Below are 17,343 nucleotides of genomic sequence, written 5' to 3'. Positions count from 1 at the left end.
AACAGAACTATGTTCTTTCAGGCAGAACGATGAGGTGTCGAATGAAGGTTTCAGAAAACACGAAGGTGCTGGTCAGCGAGGTCGGCCCGCGCGACGGGCTGCAGAGCATCAAGACCGTGATGCCGACGGCCGCCAAGCTGCGCTGGATCACCGCGCTGGCCGCGGCCGGCCTGCGCGAGATCGAGGTCGGGTCGTTCGTGCCGCCCACGCTGTTGCCGCAGATGGCCGACGTGCGCGAAGTCGTCGCGCACGCGCTTGCGATTCCCGGGCTGCACGTCGCCGCGCTCGCGCCGAACCTGCGCGGCGCCGAGGGCGCGTTCGCCGCGGGCGTGCACAAGCTGACGCTGCCGGTCTCGGTAACGGAAGCGCATTCGCTGGCGAACATCCGCAAGACGCCCGCGCAGATGATCGACGAGGTGCGCGCGATCGTCGCATTGCGCGATGCGCGGTTTCCGTCGGTTCAGATCGAGGCGGGCGTGTCGGTCGCATTCGGCTGCACGATCGCGGGTGCGGTCTCCGATGACGAGACGATCGCGATGGCGGTGGCGATGGCCGAATGCGGGGTCGACGAAATCGGCCTGTCCGATACCAGCGGTTATGCGAACCCCGCGCAGGTGCGCCGGCTGTTCACGCGGCTGCGGCGCGAAGTCGGCGACAAGGCCGGCGGCGCGCATTTCCACAACACGCGCGGGCAGGGGCTCGCGAACGTCGTCGCGGCGCTCGACGTCGGCGTGACGACGATCGACGCGAGCCAGGGCGGCCTCGGCGGCTGCCCGTATGCGCCGGGCGCGACCGGCAACATCGTCACCGAGGATCTCGTGTTCCTGCTCGAGGCGATGGGGTACGACACGGGCATCGACGTCGACGCACTGCTCGCCGCGCGCGCGATCCTGCATGCGGCGCTGCCGTCCGAGGCGCTGTACGGCCACGTGCCGGACGCAGGGTTGCCGAAGGGCTTCCGCTATGCGGATGGCCGCGCGCCGTCGGCCGCGCAACCGGAAGGATGCGTGACGGGAGTCGCACGATGAACGATCGACAACAGGCTGCCGCGCTGCCGTACGCGGGCGTGCGCGTGATCGAGATGACGCACATGGTGATGGGCCCGACGTGCGGGATGCTGCTCGCGGATCTCGGCGCGGAAGTGATCAAGATCGAACCGATCGCGGGCGACAGCACACGCGCGCTGCGCGGTTCCGGCGCGGGCTTCTTCGGGATGTTCAACCGCAACAAGAAGAGCGTCGCGGTCGACGTGAAGGACCCGCGCGGGCTGGAGATCGTGCGGCGGCTCGTCGCGACGGCGGACGTCTTCAGCGAGAACTTCAAGAGCGGCACGATGGACCGGCTCGGGCTCGGTTACCCGCAACTGGACGCGCTGAATCCGCGCCTCGTCTACGTGTCGCACAAGGGCTTCCTGCCGGGGCCGTACGAGCATCGCACCGCGCTCGACGAGGTCGTGCAGATGATGGGGGGGCTGGCCTACATGACGGGCCCCGAAGGGCGGCCGCTGCGTGCGGGCGCGAGCGTCAACGACATCATGGGCGGCATGTTCGGCGCGATCGGCGCGATGGCCGCGCTCGCGCAGCGCGAGCGTACCGGCCGCGGCCAGCAGGTGCAGAGTTCGCTGTTCGAGAACAACGTGTTCCTCGTCGCGCAGCACATGATGCAGTTCGCGGTGACGGGGCAGGCCGCGTCGCCGATGCCGAGCCGGATTTCCGCGTGGGCCGTCTACGACGTGTTCTCCGTCAAGGACGACGAACAGATTTTTCTCGCGGTCGTGTCGGACACGCAGTGGGCGCTGTTCTGCGACGCGTTCGGCCTGGCCGCGCTGAAGGACGATCCGCGGCTCGCGACCAACAACCTGCGCGTGCAGGCGCGCGAATGGCTGCTGCCGGAGTTGCGTGCGCGGCTTGCGCCGTACTCGGCCGCGGAGATCGGCGCGATCTTCGAATCGACCGGCCTGCCGTATGCGCCGATCACGAAGCCGCAGGACCTGTTCGACGATCCGCATCTGCTCGCCACGGGCGGCCTCGAAGCCGTGACGCTGCCGGCCGACGCGAGCAGCGCCGGGCGGCCGGTCGACACGCGCACCGCGCTGCTGCCGCTGACGCTCGCGGGCGAACGCCTGCGGCTGCGCTCGGCGCCACCCGCGCTCGGCCAGGACACGTGCGCGCTGCTCGCCGAACTCGGCTACACGCCGGACGACGCGCGCGCGCTGATCGAGGCGGGCGTCGTCGCGGGGCGGTACGGCGCGGACGTCGCCGCGCACGGCGACGCGCCGGGCGGCGCGCCGTCGGCGAACGAAGTGGCGAGCGCGTAGCGCAGCCGCGATTCATCGAACGAACAAAGGCGTCCGGGCCGCGCACCGCGCGGCAGAGGATCGCCGCATCCACGGAGACAACCATGACATCCGCTTCCCCGGCGCTGCCCGCCGATCGCGAGACCGACACGTCGATCGAGCAACGGGCCGTGCGCAAGGCCGCGTGGCGCTTCATCCCGCTGCTCGCGCTCGCGTATTTCTTCAACTACCTGGATCGCACGAGCGTCGGCTTCGCGGCGCTCACGATGAACCGCGATCTCGGGCTGACCGCGACGCAGTTCGGCTGGGGCGCGGGGATCATGTTCGCCGGCTACTGCGTGTTCGAAGTGCCGAGCAATCTCGCGCTGTACCGCTTCGGCGCGCGCCGCTGGCTCGCCCGCATCATGATCACGTGGGGGCTGATGGCGGCCGCGACCGCGCTCGCGACCGGGCCGACCAGCTTCTACGCGATCCGGCTGCTGCTCGGCATCGGCGAGGCCGGGTTCTTTCCCGGCGTGATCTTCTTCCTCGCGGTGTGGTTTCCGGCGAGCTACCGCACGCGTGTGCTCGCGTGGTTCACCGTGTCGACGCCGCTGTCGTCGCTGGTCGGCGGCCCGCTGTCGACGTGGCTGCTGCAGCTCGACGGCACGTTCGGGCTCGCCGGCTGGAAGTGGATGTTCATCGTCGAAGGGCTGCCCGCGTGCGCGCTCGGCTTCCTCGTGCTGAAGCTGCTGTCGGATTCGCCGGCGAATGCCGCGTGGCTGTCGGACGACGAGCGGGCCGCGCTGCAGCGCGCGTTCGAGCGCGACGGCGCGGCCGCCGGCCGCAAGAAGCGCTTCGGCGTCGCGCTGCGCGACGTGCGCGTGTACGTGCTGGCGCTGATCTCGTTCGGCTTCACGATGGGTTCGTACGGCATCGGCATCTGGTTGCCGCAAATGCTGAAGGCGCACGGGATGTCGACGATGCAGACCGGCTGGCTCTCCGCGGTGCCGTACTTCTTCGCCACGATCGCGCTGCTGTGGTGGGCGAAACGGGTGGACCGTCGCGGCGGCCCGGTCGCGAACCTGGCGATCGGCTTGTGCATCGGCGCGGTGGCGCTCGGCGTGTCGACCCATTTCCTGACGCTCGGGCCGGCGCTCGTCGGCATCACGCTCGCGCTGATCGGCACGATTGCCGGCCGCACGATCTTCTATACGCTGCCGTCGCGCTTCCTGTCCGGCCAGGCCGCGGCCGGCGGGCTGGCGCTGATCAATTCGATCGGCGCGCTTGGCGGCTTCGCGGGCCCCTATCTCGTCGGCTACCTGAAGGACAGCTTCGGCACCTTCACGGCCGGGATGCTCGGGCTCGCGATCGTGCTGGCGGTCACCACGCTGCTCACGCTGTCGCTGTACGCGTTCGACCGGAGTGAATGACATGACCTTTTCGATCAAACGGCGCCGGTTGATCGGTGCGGCCGCCGCCTCGCTCGCGCTGCCCGCGTTCGCCGAGACGGCAGCCAACGATGGAGTTCCCCGCATGACGCAAAGCAACTACCTCACGGTTCGTCCCGACTGGCTCGCGTCGGCGCTCGAACCCGCGCTCGAGCCCGACCTGCCGATCGTCGACGCGCATCATCACTTCTACGAACGGCCGGGCTGGATCTACATGCTCGACGACTATCTGCAGGACGCGCGCTCGGGCCACAACATCCAGGCGTCCGTCTACATGCAGGCGCAGACGCGTTATCGCGATTCGGGCCCGGCCGAACTGAAGCCGGTGGGCGAGACGGCTTACGTCGCCGGCGTGACCGAGCCGCTTCAGCACGGCCCCGTGGCTGTCGCGAAAGGCATCGTCGGCCACGCGGACCTGCGGCTCGGCGAACGCGTGCGCGACGTGCTGGAAGCGCATGTCGAAGCGGGGCGCGGGAGGTTTCGCGGCGTGCGGCACCTGAGCACGTGGGATGCCGATCCGACGCTCGCCAATCCGCTGTCGGCGGTGCCGCGCGGGCTGCTGCTCGATCCCGCGTACCGGGCCGGCGTCGCGCAACTTGCGTCGCTCGGGCTGTCGTACGACGCGTGGCTGTTCTTCCCGCAGTTGCCCGAATTGTTCGATCTCGCGAAAGCGAACCCGGAGACGCGGATCATCGTCAACCATTGCGGCGGCGTCGTGCGGATCGGCAGCTATGCGGACAAGCGGCCGGAGGTGTTCGAGCGCTGGTCGGCATCGATGCGCACGCTCGCGCAATTGCCGAACGTGTACGTGAAGGTCGGCGGCCTCGGGATGCGGATCAACGGGTTCGATTTCGAGAAAGGCGCGAAGCCGCCGTCCTCGGCGCAACTCGCCGACGCGTGGAAGCCGTGGATGATGACCTGCATCGATGCGTTCGGCCCCGGGCGCTGCATGTTCGAGAGCAATTTCCCGGTCGACAAGGGCTCGTATTCGTTCGTGAACGGCTGGAATGCGTTCAAGCGGCTGACGGTGCAAGCCAGCGCGGACGAGCGCGACGCGCTGTTCCGCGGCACGGTCACGCACGCGTACCGGCTCGGCTGACGCGCGGGCGCGGCGTCACCCGGCTTCCACCAGCGCCGCAAGCCGCGCCAGCGCCATCTCCCAGCCGCTCTCGTTGTCGGCGGCCGGCACGCCGGGCGGCACGCCGTCGTGCACGGCGTCCACGCGCGTGCCGCCCGCTTCGTCGGACAGCGTGATCGTGATCGTCATCGCGCCGCGCAGCATCGGGTCGTCGGTTTCGAATACATCGATCTCGACGATCTGCTGATCGGGCACGAGCGTGACGAAGCGGCCGTGATAGGTGTCGGTGCGCGCGGTGGTCTTGCCGGTGCCGGCCGACGGCGCGTCGTAGCTCAGCGACACGCGCAGCGCGCCGCCTTCGCGCGTGTCGTACGCGTGCACGCGGCAGGTCATGCCGTCGGGCACCTTCCATTGCTCGACCGCGTGCGGGTCGAGCAGCGCGCGATAGACGCGCCCGCGCGGCGCGTTCAGGTGCCGGCTGACCCGGGTCGAATGCGTGTGCGTGTGCAACATGTCGCCTCCCGCGAAGCGTGCGAGACGGTGCACGCCGGCGCCCGGCGTGTCGTCATGCTTCCTTCAGGAATCCTAGGCGCGGGCGCGGCGGCATGCAATGACCGCACGCGAGGCGGCGTTAGCGCAGCGCGGCGGCGAAGTCGTCGAGCTGCGTGATGCAGGTGTTCCAGCCCTCGAAAAAGCCGAGCGCTTCGTGGCGCTCGCGCGTCGCGGCGTCGGGATGCATCACGCGCGCTTCGTAGCGGCTGCCCGCGTCGTCGTCGGCCATCGTGATGATCGCGGTGAAGCCCAGCCACGGGGTCTGCGGCCGCCAGCCGCCCGCGAGCATCGACGTGAACGCGATGCGCGATTCCGGCACGATCTCGAGGAAGCAGCCGGGGTTGTCGCTCGTGCCGCCGTCGGGGCCGCGCATGAACGTGTGGAAAGCGCCGCCCGGCCGCAGGTCGAACGCGCGCACCTCGGTGGTCCATGGTTTCGGGCACCACCATTCCTTCAGTAGCGCGGGGTCGGTCCAGGCGCGCCAGAGCGCCTGGCGCGGGGCGCGCAACGTGCGCGTGATGACGAGATCGTGGGCTTCAGCGGGTTCGACGTGGCTGGCTGACATCGTGCTCCTCCTGGTGACGGCGTTCGACGAATTCGACGAGACGATCGGATCGCGCTTCCCACTGCGCGCGCTGCGCGGCGAGCCATGCCTCGGCCTCGGTCAGCCGGCTGCCGACCAGCGCGCAGGTGCGCGAGCGGCCGGTTTTCCGGGTCGCGACGAGGCCGCTGCGCTCGAGCACCGCGACGTGCTTCATGAACGACGGCAGCGCCATGTCGAACGGCGCGGCCAGCGCGGAGACGGTCCGCTCGCCCTGGCCGAGCGCGCTGACGATCGCGCAGCGCGTCGGATCGGCGAGCGCATGGAACACGTCGCTGATGCAGGATTGAAAGTTATCCATTCGGCTAAGTGTAGGCGATGTTGCAGGCATGCAGCGAACATTTTCGTCACGTACGATAGTGGGGCGGTAACACGCGCCGACCGGACGCCGCGTTGCCGGACGCCCGCCGCCGTCGAACTCGCCTCGACGCCCGGCCGGTATCGTTTCCGATTCCGCCCTATGCCGAACCCGCGCGTGCGGCCCACCTGACTACCGGAGAAGGCATGACCGAACCTGTTACCGTGCGCCGCGTCGGCGCGAGCGAAGCGATGGCTTGTGTCGACGCGCTGGCCGACGTGCTGATCGATTGCGTCGAGGGCGGCGCATCCGTCAGCTTCATGTTGCCGATCGCGCGGCCGACCGCCGTCGCGTTCTGGACGCGCGTGGCCGAGGGCGTCCAGAACGACGAACGCATCCTGCTCGTCGCCGAGGATGCGTCGGGCCGGATCGTCGGCACCGTGCAGGTCGTGACCGCGCAGCCCGAGAACCAGCCGCATCGCGCGGACATCGCGAAGATGCTCGTGTCGCGGTACGCGCGCCGGCAGGGCATCGCCGCGCGGCTGATGGCGGCCGCCGAAGCGGCCGCGCGCGACGCCGGCAAGACCGTGCTCGTGCTCGACACGGTGACGGGCGGCGACGCCGAGCGGCTGTACGAGCGGGCCGGCTGGCAGCGCGTCGGCGTCGTGCCGAACTATGCGCTGATGCCCGACGGCGCGCTGTGCGCGACGACGTATTTCCACAAGCAGCTCGCGTAATGGCATCCGTCGAACCGCCGCCTCGATGAAACGCTCCCACGTCGCTTTCGCCCTCACGGGCCTGCTCGCCGCGCTGCCGATTGCCGCGTATGCGCTCGTCAAGCCGTTGCGCGTCGTCGCGCCCGCGCTGATCCCCGGCGTGTCGTGCCCGAGCGCCGACATCTGCACGGACGATGCCGCGAAGCTCGGCGCGGCGCAGCAGCTCTATCGCGACGGCTCCGCGCGCGCGGCGGCGGCCGTCGGCCCGTTCCGGGCCGCGCCGCGCGTCGTGTTCTGCTCGACGCGCGCGTGTGCCGATGCGTTCGGCCTCGGCGCACGCGCGGGGCTGACGCTCGGCGATTTCGGCGTGGTGATCGCGCCGCGCGGCTGGCAGACCTACTTTCTCGCGCACGAGCTGATCCATCACCGGCAGGCGGAAGTGCTCGGCAACCTCGCCGTCGTGACGAAGCCGCGCTGGCTGATCGAAGGGATGGCGTATGCGCTCAGCGACGATCCGCGCCATCCGCTCGCGCAGCCGTTCGAATCGTGGCGCACGCAGTTTGCCGCGTGGAATGCGGCGCGCGGTGCGCAGCCGCTGTGGGATGCCGCGCGGGCAGTCCGGTAGCGCGCGATGGCGACGCGGTCGCGCGCGAATGGCGATGAGCCGCTATGCCGGCACGGCGGCTGGATCGTCCGGCTGCCCGACGAGCGCGCGGCGCGCCGCATCGAGAATCTCGTCGGCCAACGCGGGATCGGTGCCGGCGACAGCGCGTGACAGCACCAGCGCGCCGACCATCTGGCTGAGAACGGCGATCGCGTCGTCGCGCGCGTCGGCCGCGGCCGAGCCTTCCGTGGCCACCATGCGTTCCAGTCGCTCGAGATACGCGGCGACGCCGCGCGTGTAGCAGGCGCGCGCCGCATCGGTCAGCCGCGGTGCATCGCCCGCGAAGCCCGACAGCGGACAGCCGCCCTCGACGTTGTCGCGATGCGCGCCCGACAGGTACGCCGTTACCTGTTTCGCGACGCTGCCGGCGTTCGGCGAATCCGCGCGATCCTGCATCGCCTTGTCCATCACTTCGGCGACCAGCGCGTCCTTCGACTTGAAATGGTTGTAGAAGCCGCCCTGCGTGAAGCCGGCTTCCTTCATCAATTCCGTCAGCCCGACGGCGTCGACGCCGCGCAGCCGGAACAGCCGCTCGGCGGCCGCGACGATCGCGTGGCGGTTTTCCGCCGCCTGTTGTCTCGAGACGCCCATCGATCCCTCCCTCATTCCTGTAATTGCGTCGATTGAAAAACACAATGGCGATCACCATTGACGTGCCGAAGTCACGCTGGCACCATGCATCGCAAAGACGAGGGTGATCGACATCGAGATTCGAGTGTAGCCGACTTCGCGGACGAAGCGAAGCAACCGGCGCGGCAGGGATCGAAGTCGGTCAGGGTCTGGGGTGCGGCGAGGCGCGGGCGGCGGGACGGCCCGACTTGCGGCACCGATGGTGCAACGGTTCGGTACGCGATGGCAGCGTGTTTTTTCACCGGATTCCGGGCGTGCGGCGAACCGGCACGCGCGGGATTCAATCTCCGAAAGGAAGGATCATGAAGATCGAAGGTGCAGTCGTTTTCATCACGGGCGCGAACCGCGGGCTTGGCCTCGAGTTCGCGAAGCAGGCGCTCGAACGGGGCGCGCGCAAGGTCTATGCGGGCGCGCGCGATCCGGCCAGCGTGACGCTGCCGGGCGTCGTGCCCGTGAAGCTCGACGTGACCGATCCGGCGGCGGTCGCCGCGGCGGCCGATGCGGCGCGCGACGTCACGCTGCTGATCAACAATGCCGGCATCGCGCGGCTCGGCAGCCTGACCGACGAGGGCGCGCCCGACGCATTGCGCGCTCACCTGGAGACCAACGTGTTCGGGATGCTGGCGATGTCGCGCGCATTCGCGGGCACCCTCGCGGCCCACGGCGGCGGCGCGATCCTGAACATCCTGTCGGTCGCGAGCTGGGTGAACCGGCCGATCCTGTCGGGCTACGGCGTATCGAAATCGGCCGCATGGGCGCTGACCAACGGGCTGCGCCATTCGCTGCGCGAGCAGCACACGCAGGTCGTCGGGCTGCATGCCGGTTTCATCGATACCGACCTGACGGCCGGCCTCGACGTGCCGAAGGCCACGCCGGCCGACGTCGTGCGCCAGGCGTACGACGCCATCGAAGCAGGGGCGGAGGAAGTGTCGACCGACGAGTTCACGCGGCAGGTGAAGGCCACGCTGTCGTCGGGCGTCTATCTGGAAGAGCCGGCGCCGCGTTGACGCCACCGGTCGTGCGAACCCGCCGCCCGCGCCGTGAGCGCGGCGGCGGAGCGGCCCGTCAGACCGTCGTGTCGATGATGCCCGGGATCTTCACGTCCGGGTTCACGTCCGCGTCGTAGTCGACGCCGGCGATCTCGAAGCCGAACAGGCGCAGGAATTCGGTCTTGTAGCCCGCGAAGTCGGTCATCTCGTACAGGTTCTCGTTCGTCACCTTGTCCCACATCGCGACGACCTTGTCCTGCACCTGCGGATCGAGTTCCTTGTAGTCCGCGCGCAGGCGGCCTTCTTCGTCGACGTGCGGCGTCGCGCCGTACAGGCTGTCCTTCAGGAGCCCGTACACCTGCTCGATGCAGCCTTCGTGCGTGCCGGTTTCCTTCATCACCTTGAACAGCAGCGACAGGTACAGCGGCATCATCGGGATCGCCGAGCTGGCCTGCGTGACGACGGCCTTCAGCACCGACACGCGCGCATCGCCGCCGTGCGCGGCCAGCTTCTCGCGGATCGACAGCACCTTCTTGTCGAGATCCTTCTTCGCTTCGCCGATCGAGCCGTTCCAGTAGATGTCGTGCGTGACCTGCTCGCCGAGGTACGTGAACGCGGTGGTCTTCGCGCCGTCGGCCAGCACGCCGGCTTCATCGAGCGCGTCGATCCACATCTGCCAGTCCTCGCCGCCCATCACCGCGACGGTGCCGTCGATCTCTTCCTGCGTCGCCGGTTCGAGCGACACTTCGCGGATCACTTCCTTGTCGGTGTCGAGGCCGCGGAACGTGACGGCCTTGCCGACCGGCTTGAGCGTCGAGCTGATGGTTTCGCCGGTCTTCGGATGCGTGCGGCGCGGTGCGGCGAGGCTGTAGACGACCAGATCGACCTTGCCGAGATCCTGCTTGATGGTGTCGATCGTGACCTGCTTGACCTTGTCGGAGAAGGCGTCGCCGTTGATGCTGCGCGCATACAGCCCCTTTTCCGCGGCGAATTTCTCGAACGCGGCGCTGTTGTACCAGCCGGCCGTGCCCGGCTTCGTCTCGCTGCCGGCACGCTCGAAGAACACGCCGAGCGTGTCCGCGCCCGAGCCGAATGCGGCCGAGATCCGGGCGGCGAGGCCGTAGCCGGTCGACGCGCCGATCACGAGCACCTTTTTCGGGCCATTGGCGATCGGGCCGTGCGAAGTCACGTAGTCGATCTGTTCCTTGACGTTGGCTTCGCAGCCGACCGGATGAGTCGTCACGCAGATGAAGCCACGCACGCGCGGTTTGATGATCATGGAAACCTCTTGTCTGAAAGGCGGGGACGGCCTGAAATCGGAAAAATCCCGCGCATTGTAAAGGAAGCAGCCGATCGCGGGCGGACGCGCCCGGAAGGTGCCGGATTGCCCGGTTATTTCTCTCTTGACAGAAATAACTGAAAAAACTAAATTCCCCACCATGGAACTCACACCGATTGCCGAACGATTCATTCTCCACTGGGGCGAAATGGGCTCGCGGTGGGGCGTCAACCGCACCGTCTCGCAGATTCACGCGTTGCTCTACCTGGCCGGCCGGCCGGTTGCGGCCGACGAGATCGCCGAGACGCTCAACGTCGCGCGCTCCAACGTCAGCACGAGCCTGAAGGAGTTGCAGGCGTGGCGGCTCGCGAAGGTCGTGCACGTGCTGGGCGACCGCCGCGACCACTTCGAGACGTCGACCGACATCTGGGAACTGTTCAAGCTGATCGTCGAAGGGCGGCGGCAGCGCGAGATCGAGCCGACGCTCACGGTGCTGCGCGATTGCCTGACGAATCCGGAGATCGCGAACGAGAGCCGCGAGACCGAACAGCGCATCCGCGACACGCTGCAGTTCGTCGAGACGCTGACGACCTGGTCGGACGAGATGCTGCGGCTCAAGCCCGATACGCTGATGAAGGCGCTCGGCATCGGCGCGAAGATCAGCCAGACGGTCAGGCGCAAGCCGTCGAAGTAAGCGGTAACGGGAGAGCGGGCAGCTAGCCCGCTTTTTTCGGGGTTGTTATTTCTGTCTATACAGAAATGACTGTAAATAGAGAGTGAAAATGAACGCAGTCTTGCCGTCGTCCTGCCCGCCCGAGCGCACCGGCGCACACGGCATGACCGTGCTCGTCTGCGGCGCGAACGGCTTCATCGGGCGGGCGCTGTGCGCGCAGCTCGAAGCCGGCGGGCATCGCGTGCTGCGCGGCGTGCGTCACGCGGCCGGCCCGCACGACGTCGCGATCGACTTCGCGTGCGACGTCGATCCGCACGCGTGGCTCGCGCGGCTGAAGGGTGTCGACGTGGTGATCAACGCGGTCGGCGTGCTGGCCGATCGACGCGGCGCGACGCTCGACGCCGTGCATCGCGCCGCGCCGTGCGCGCTCTTTACCGCGTGCTGCCGTGCCGGCGTGCGGCGCGTGATCCAGATCTCGGCGCTCGGCGTCGAGCATGGCGACACGCGGTACTTCGCGAGCAAGCGGGCGGCCGACCGCTTCCTGCAGACACTGCCGATCGACTTCCGCATCGTGCGCCCCGCGCTCGTCTACGGGGCGGCCGGCGCGTCCGCGCGGTTTTTCCGGATGCTCGCGAGCCTGCCCGTGCACGTGCTGCCGGCCGGCGGGCATCAGCGGCTGCGCCCGGTGCATGTCGACGATCTCGCCGAAGTCGTCGCGCGGCTCGTGATGCAGCCGAGCGATTCGCCGTCGGCGCGGGCTCGCCGCGTGATCGACGTGGTCGGCCGCGACGAAGTCGAATACCGCGAGATGCTGGCCGCCTACCGCGCCGCGCTCGGATTTCCGCCGGCGGCCCGCGTGTCGCTGCCGGGCCCGCTGGTCGGCGCGGCGGCCGCGCTGCTCGGCACGCTGCCGGGAGCGATGCTGACACGCGACACCTGGACGATGCTGCGCGGCGGCAACACCGGCGATCCGGCGGCCGCCGCGGCCGTGCTGGGTCGGCCGCCGCGCGGCATCGGCAGCTTCATCGGTGCGGAAGCCGCCGCGCTGCGCCGCGACGCGCTCGCGATGTGGCGGCGCCCGTTGCTGTTGGGCGCGCTCGCGATCGTGTGGATCTGGACGGCCATCGCCAGTGCATTCATCCATCCGCTGCACGCGAGCCTCGCGCTGCTTGCGCCCGCGCACCTGACGGGCATGCCCGCGCTGATCGCGCTCTACGCGGCCAGCGCGGTCGATTTCGCGTTCGGCATCGCGACCGTCGTCGCGCCGTCGCGGCGCCTGTGGGCCGCGCAGGCGGCGCTGATCGTCGCGTACTCGGCGGTCATCGCGGTCACGATGCCGGGCCTGCTGGCCGAACCCTTCGGCCCCGTGCTCAAGAACGTGCCGATTCTCGCCATCCTGTTGATCCTCCATTCAGAAGAAGAACACGCATGAACACCTATCTCGTCATCAAGGCCCTTCACATCCTGTCCTCGGTGCTGCTGGTCGGCACGGGGTTCGGCACCGCGTTCTACCTGTTCTTCGCGAACCGCACGCGGTCGGTGCCCGCGATCGCGGCCGTGTCGCGGCTCGTGGTGCGCGCGGACTGGTGGTTCACGACGCCGGCCGTGATCTTCCAGCCGGCGTCCGGGCTGTGGCTCGCGCACACGGCGGGCTGGCCGTGGCATACGCCGTGGCTGCTCGCGTCGATCGTGCTGTACGCGGTCGCCGGTGCGTGCTGGCTGCCGGTCGTCTGGCTGCAACTCGAACTTGCATCGATGGCGAAGCTTGCGCACGCGAACGGCGATGCCGCATTGCCAGCGCGCTACTGGCGCTACGCGAAGCGCTGGGAGCTGCTCGGTTATCCGGCGTTCTTCGCGATGCTGACCGTCTATTTCCTGATGGTGGTCAAGCCGATGTAAGCCGGTCGTCGTCGCACGGGAGCGGCGGCGTACGCGGGACAGCAGTCGATCGGTTCATGATGCTTGCGAAAACAAGAAGGAATGCAAAGCATGAATACAAATGAATTGGTGCTGTATTTCGATGGGCGATGTCCGTTATGCGTCGCGGAAATCCGGCGTTTCGGCGAACACGACGTGCGACACCGGCTCGCGTTCGTCGACATCGCCGAGCCGGGTTTCGATCCGGCGCCGCTGGGCGTCGACCTGACCGCGCTGAATCGCGAACTGCATGCGCGTCTACCCGACGGACGCATGCTGACCGGCATCGACAGCATCCTCGCTGCTCACACGCTACTCGGCCGTCGCGGGCTCGTCCGGCTGCTTCGCGTGCCGGCGATGCGTGCCGTATTCGCATCGCTGTATCGCCGCCTGGCAGGCAATCGGCAAGCGGTATCGCGGTGGCTCGGGTATCGCGCAGAAGCCTGCTGCGAAGGCGGTACGTGCAGCATCGGCAGGAACGCCGAAAGCGCAGCAGCGAATCGCCCGCCACAAGACATCCCGCGCCGCATCGTCGTGCGCTGGATGTACGCAGCCGCAATCGTGCATCTGCTCGTCGGCGTGGTGCTTCCGTGGATCGCGGGCGCATCCTGGCTCGACGCGTATCACCGCGGCATCGAGCGGCATTTCTGGTCGGCAGCGGCACCCGGAGCCGCGCGCGCCCAGCAGGTCTGGTGGATGTCGCTGCTCGGCGCGACGGTGCAGTGCGCCGCGATCTGGATGCTCGCGCTCGTTCATCTCGGCAACCGGTTACGGAAACGGGAAGTATGGGGCTGGCTGCTGGCCGGCCTGTTGATCTGGGCGCCGCAGGACATGCTGTTGTCGTGGCAGGCGCAGGTGTGGGGCCATGTAGTGATCGACGTCGTCGCGCTCGTCGCGATGGTGCCGCCGCTGGTCTGGCTGTGGAGGAGGGATACCGCATGAACACGTTGCCTGCTTTCGACTGGGCGCTCAACCTGCTGATCGTGCAGGGCGCGATGGGCGCATTCGATACGCTCTACCATCACGAACTCACGCAGGACCTGCCGCACAGCCCGCGCGCGCGGCTCGAACTGGCGATTCACGCGGTACGGTCCGTGCTCTACGGCCTCGTGTTCGCGTCGATCGCGAACGTCGCATTTCATGGCGCGTGGGTCGCGGCCCTCGCGGCGGTCGTGTTCGTCGAGGTGGTGCTGACGTTGTGGGATTTCATCGTCGAGGACCAGAGCCGCAAGCTGCCGGCGACCGAGCGCGTGCTGCACACGCTGCTGGCCGTCAACGGCGGCGCGCTGTTCGGGATGATCGCGATGCAACTCGCCGCGTGGGCGGCCGAGCCGACGGCGCTGCACGCGATCGACGTCGGCTGGCGCGGCTGGCTGCTCAACCTGTTTGCCGTCGGCGTGACGGTATCGGGCGTGCGCGACGGGATCGCCGCGTGCCGCCTCGCGCGCCGCGCGCCGGACACCAACCCGTTCGCGGGGCAGCGGCCCGGCCACGTGCTCGTCACCGGCGGCACCGGCTTCATCGGCGAAACGCTCGTCAACCAGTTGCTCGACGCAGGGCAGACGGTCACGTTGCTGGCGCGCGATCCGCTGCGCGCCGCCTACCTCTTTCAAGGCCGCGTGCGCAGCGTGACGTCCATCGACCAGTTGCAGCCGCACGAGCGCTTCGACACGGTCGTCAATCTCGCCGGCGCGCCGGTGCTGGGCGCGCGCTGGAGCAAGCGCCGGCAGGCGCTGCTGCTCGCCAGCCGCGTCGGCGTGACGCAGGCGCTGATGCGCTGGGTGGAAACCGCCGAGGTCAAGCCGCGCACGTGGATCCAGGCGTCCGCGATCGGCTACTACGGCGTGCGGCCGGGCGACGAACGGCTCGACGAAGGCAGCAGCGCAGGCACCGGTTTCATGTCGGATCTGTGCCGGCGGTGGGAGGCGGCCGCCCAGCCGCTCGAGCGGCACGGCGTGCGCGCGGTGGTGCTGCGGCTGGGCATCGTGTTCGGCCCCGGCGGCGCGTTGCGCCCGATGCTGCTGCCGCATTACTTCGGGCTGGGCGGCTGCTTCGGCGACGGTGCGCAGGTGATGAGCTGGATTCACCGCGACGACGTGCTGCGAATCGTGGCGCGCGCGATGTCGAATCCGGGCATGCACGGCGTCTACAACGCGGTCGCACCGGTGCCGCTGACCCAGCGCGCATTCGTGCAGGTCGTGACGAAGGTGCTGCGCCGCCCCGCATTTCTGCACATGCCCGCCGCGCCGCTGCGCGCCGCGATGGGCGAGATGGCCGAGCTGCTGCTGGACGGGCAGCGCGTGATGCCGGCACGCCTGCATCAGGACGGGTTCATGTTCCGCTTCCCGACGGCCGAGCACGCGCTGCGTGACCTGACGAACCGGCCGCACACCGATTTCGCGCCCGCGGCCTGCCGTTTCCCGCGCGGTCGTGTATAAATTCGGCGTGAACGCGTTCGGAGCGTGCCGTGCGCCCCGAACACGCCGCACCCGACCTCACAAGGAGACTGCATGCTGCACGTCCTCGGCAAGATTCCGTCCATCAACGTCCGCAAGGTGCTGTGGCTGTGCACCGAACTGAACCTGCCGTTCGAACAGGAAGACTGGGGCGCGGGCTTCCGCACGACCCACGATCCGGCCTATCTCGCGCTGAATCCGAACGCGCTCGTGCCCGTCATCAAGGACGACGATTTCGTGCTCTGGGAATCGAACACGATCATCCGTTACCTCGCGAACCGCTACGGCGGCGATGCGCTGTATCCGGCCGAGCCGCAGGCGCGTGCGCGGGTCGACCAGTGGATCGACTGGCAGGGTTCGGACCTGAACCGCTCGTGGGTCGGCGCCTTCCTCGGCCTCGTGCGCAAGTCGCCCGACCACCAGGATCCGAACGGCATTGCGCAGTCGATCGCCGGCTGGACGACGCACATGCGCGTGCTGAATGCGCAACTCGAAAGGACCGGCGCGTACGTGGCCGGCAACACCTTCACGCTCGCGGATATTCCGATCGGCCTGTCGGCGAACCGCTGGTTCGGCACGCCGTTCGAGCATCCGGACCTGCCGGCGGTGTCGCGCTATGTCGAACGTCTCGCGACGCGCGAAGGTTTCAGGCAATACGGCGGCAGCGCGAATCCGTAACGCAGCGCAGGCCGCGCTTGAAGCGGCGGTAGTGCAATCGCCGCCGCTTCACGATCGATTCACCGGCGCGCCTTCCGTCGTCACGCACCGGGCGCCGGCACCGCATCGAGCACGCGGGCGAGAAACGCCTCGTGATTCCACGCGGCTTCCGGCCGCGACAGCCCGAGCCGCACGACCACCAGCTCGCGGCTCGGCACCACGCTCACGAACTGGCCTTCATGGCCGACCGCATGAAACGCGTCGGCCGGCATCGTCCGCGCGTGCGGCTCGCGATCGTTGAACGGCTCCGGCACCTTGACCCACAGCTGCGCGCCGAATTCCTGCCGCGACGACTGCGGCGTCGCGCGCGTCAGGTAGCGCACCCAGCCTTCCGGCAGCAGCCGCTGCCCGTTCCATACGCCGTCCTGCAGCAGAAGCTGTCCGAAGCGCGCCCAGTCGCGTGCGCTCGCATACATGTACGACGCGCTGACGAGCGTGCCGGACGCGTCGGGTTCGAACACCGCGCTGCGCATCCCGAGCGGCGCGAACAACGCGCGGCGCGGAAACGCAAGATAGTCCGCGTCGCTGCCGCCCAGCGCTTCGCGCATCACGCGTGCCACGATCGCACTCGTGCCGCTCGAGTACGACCACCGCGTGCCGGGCGTCGCGGCCAGCGGCTTCGCCGACGCGAACCGCGCGGTATCGGGCTGCATGAACAGCATCACCGCGACGTCGGACAGCGGGTCGTCGTAGTCCTCGTTGAACTGCAGGCCGCTCGTCATCCGCAGCAGCTCGTCGAGCGTGATGGCCGCGCGCGGATCGCCGCTGCCGCGCCATTCGGGCAGCAGCGCCGACGCGTCCGGCGACAGCTTGTGCTGCGCGACCAGCGCGCCGACCAGCGCGGCCGTGACGGTCTTCGTCATCGACCAGCCAGGCAGCGGCGTATCGGCCGTGAAGCCGGGCGCATAGCGTTCGGCGATCACGTGGCCGCGCCACATCACGACGACCGCGCGCGTGCGCCGCGGCCGCGCCGGATCGGGTTCGTCGAATGCGCGATCGAGCGCGGCCTGCAACTGGTGCGCGTCGATGCCGGCGGGCGGCGTGGCC

At 68.9% G+C, this 17,343-nt stretch carries 19 protein-coding genes; 13 read left to right on the top strand and 6 right to left on the bottom strand.

Annotated elements, in window-relative coordinates:
• Positions 1-41: 41 nt before the first annotated feature.
• From H3O04_RS18145 to H3O04_RS18130, 4 genes are all read left to right on the top strand, one after another.
• Positions 42-1,028, top strand: coding sequence for a hydroxymethylglutaryl-CoA lyase (locus H3O04_RS18145; protein WP_200160512.1), 987 nt, complete (start codon positions 42-44; stop codon positions 1,026-1,028).
• The gene (locus H3O04_RS18140) at positions 1,025-2,317 is read left to right on the top strand and encodes a CaiB/BaiF CoA transferase family protein (protein WP_202588184.1); all 1,293 of its coding nucleotides are present in this window, start codon (positions 1,025-1,027) and stop codon (positions 2,315-2,317) included. The genes H3O04_RS18145 and H3O04_RS18140 overlap by 4 nt, the downstream gene beginning before the upstream one ends.
• Before the next feature lie 83 nt (positions 2,318-2,400).
• On the top strand, positions 2,401-3,708 hold the full coding sequence (locus H3O04_RS18135; RefSeq protein ID WP_006480362.1) for an MFS transporter: 1,308 nt from the start codon (positions 2,401-2,403) through the stop codon (positions 3,706-3,708).
• A gap of 1 nt (position 3,709) precedes the next feature.
• Complete coding sequence (locus H3O04_RS18130) at positions 3,710-4,825, top strand: amidohydrolase family protein (protein WP_202588183.1); 1,116 nt, start codon at positions 3,710-3,712, stop codon at positions 4,823-4,825.
• A 15-nt stretch (positions 4,826-4,840) separates the two neighbouring features.
• On the opposite strand, the gene H3O04_RS18125 is transcribed toward H3O04_RS18130, so the two are convergent.
• The 3 genes from H3O04_RS18125 to H3O04_RS18115 form a co-directional block, all read right to left on the bottom strand.
• On the bottom strand, positions 4,841-5,317 hold the full coding sequence (locus tag H3O04_RS18125) for an SRPBCC family protein (protein ID WP_034175105.1): 477 nt from the start codon (positions 5,315-5,317) through the stop codon (positions 4,841-4,843).
• Positions 5,318-5,435: 118 nt separating this feature from the next.
• Positions 5,436-5,921 (bottom strand): SRPBCC family protein, encoded by a 486-nt coding sequence (locus tag H3O04_RS18120; RefSeq protein WP_053525729.1) that lies wholly within the window; start codon positions 5,919-5,921, stop codon positions 5,436-5,438.
• Positions 5,893-6,258, bottom strand: coding sequence for an ArsR/SmtB family transcription factor (locus H3O04_RS18115; protein WP_023477752.1), 366 nt, complete (start codon positions 6,256-6,258; stop codon positions 5,893-5,895). The genes H3O04_RS18120 and H3O04_RS18115 overlap by 29 nt, the downstream gene beginning before the upstream one ends.
• 203 nt (positions 6,259-6,461) lie before the next feature.
• Here H3O04_RS18115 and H3O04_RS18110 point away from each other — a divergent pair, with 203 nt between their 5' ends.
• On the top strand, positions 6,462-6,992 hold the full coding sequence (locus tag H3O04_RS18110) for a GNAT family N-acetyltransferase (protein ID WP_202588182.1): 531 nt from the start codon (positions 6,462-6,464) through the stop codon (positions 6,990-6,992).
• Positions 6,993-7,017: 25 nt separating this feature from the next.
• Positions 7,018-7,596: a hypothetical protein gene (locus H3O04_RS18105; RefSeq protein ID WP_202588181.1), complete on the top strand. Its 579-nt coding sequence runs from the start codon at positions 7,018-7,020 to the stop codon at positions 7,594-7,596.
• A gap of 42 nt (positions 7,597-7,638) precedes the next feature.
• Here H3O04_RS18105 and H3O04_RS18100 read toward each other — a convergent pair whose 3' ends face one another.
• Positions 7,639-8,226 carry a TetR/AcrR family transcriptional regulator gene (locus tag H3O04_RS18100; RefSeq protein WP_124698911.1) on the bottom strand — a complete coding sequence of 196 codons (588 nt, stop codon included), beginning with the start codon at positions 8,224-8,226 and terminating at the stop codon, positions 7,639-7,641.
• Between the two features lie 341 nt (positions 8,227-8,567).
• Here H3O04_RS18100 and H3O04_RS18095 point away from each other — a divergent pair, with 341 nt between their 5' ends.
• Positions 8,568-9,272 (top strand): SDR family oxidoreductase, encoded by a 705-nt coding sequence (locus H3O04_RS18095; protein WP_069231735.1) that lies wholly within the window; start codon positions 8,568-8,570, stop codon positions 9,270-9,272.
• A gap of 58 nt (positions 9,273-9,330) precedes the next feature.
• Here H3O04_RS18095 and fabV read toward each other — a convergent pair whose 3' ends face one another.
• On the bottom strand, positions 9,331-10,533 hold the full coding sequence (gene fabV / locus H3O04_RS18090; protein ID WP_202588180.1) for an enoyl-ACP reductase FabV: 1,203 nt from the start codon (positions 10,531-10,533) through the stop codon (positions 9,331-9,333).
• 160 nt (positions 10,534-10,693) lie between these two features.
• On the opposite strand from fabV, the gene H3O04_RS18085 reads away from it, so the two are divergent.
• From H3O04_RS18085 to H3O04_RS18060, 6 genes are all read left to right on the top strand, one after another.
• Complete coding sequence (locus H3O04_RS18085) at positions 10,694-11,227, top strand: GbsR/MarR family transcriptional regulator (RefSeq protein WP_006480371.1); 534 nt, start codon at positions 10,694-10,696, stop codon at positions 11,225-11,227.
• An 88-nt stretch (positions 11,228-11,315) separates the two neighbouring features.
• Positions 11,316-12,638 (top strand): SDR family oxidoreductase, encoded by a 1,323-nt coding sequence (locus H3O04_RS18080; protein WP_034175107.1) that lies wholly within the window; start codon positions 11,316-11,318, stop codon positions 12,636-12,638.
• Positions 12,635-13,105 (top strand): DUF2269 family protein, encoded by a 471-nt coding sequence (locus tag H3O04_RS18075; protein WP_011548970.1) that lies wholly within the window; start codon positions 12,635-12,637, stop codon positions 13,103-13,105. Before H3O04_RS18080 ends, H3O04_RS18075 begins: the two co-directional genes overlap by 4 nt.
• Positions 13,106-13,195: 90 nt before the next feature.
• A complete protein-coding gene (locus tag H3O04_RS18070; RefSeq protein ID WP_202588179.1) occupies positions 13,196-14,065 on the top strand; it encodes a thiol-disulfide oxidoreductase DCC family protein in 870 nt (289 codons plus the stop codon).
• On the top strand, positions 14,062-15,561 hold the full coding sequence (locus H3O04_RS18065) for a TIGR01777 family oxidoreductase (RefSeq protein WP_202588178.1): 1,500 nt from the start codon (positions 14,062-14,064) through the stop codon (positions 15,559-15,561). Before H3O04_RS18070 ends, H3O04_RS18065 begins: the two co-directional genes overlap by 4 nt.
• A 72-nt stretch (positions 15,562-15,633) precedes the next feature.
• A complete protein-coding gene (locus H3O04_RS18060; RefSeq protein WP_027811269.1) occupies positions 15,634-16,257 on the top strand; it encodes a glutathione S-transferase family protein in 624 nt (207 codons plus the stop codon).
• Positions 16,258-16,337: 80 nt separating this feature from the next.
• Here H3O04_RS18060 and H3O04_RS18055 read toward each other — a convergent pair.
• Positions 16,338-17,343 (bottom strand): serine hydrolase domain-containing protein (locus H3O04_RS18055; protein ID WP_202588177.1); only part of this gene is annotated, 1,006 nt, incomplete at its 5' end.

The organism is Burkholderia sp. KCJ3K979, from assembly GCF_016759955.1.
Lineage (GTDB): Bacteria > Pseudomonadota > Gammaproteobacteria > Burkholderiales > Burkholderiaceae > Burkholderia > Burkholderia orbicola.
The sequence above is the reverse complement of the archived record's forward strand: the minus strand, read 5'-3'. Positions and strand labels throughout refer to the sequence as shown.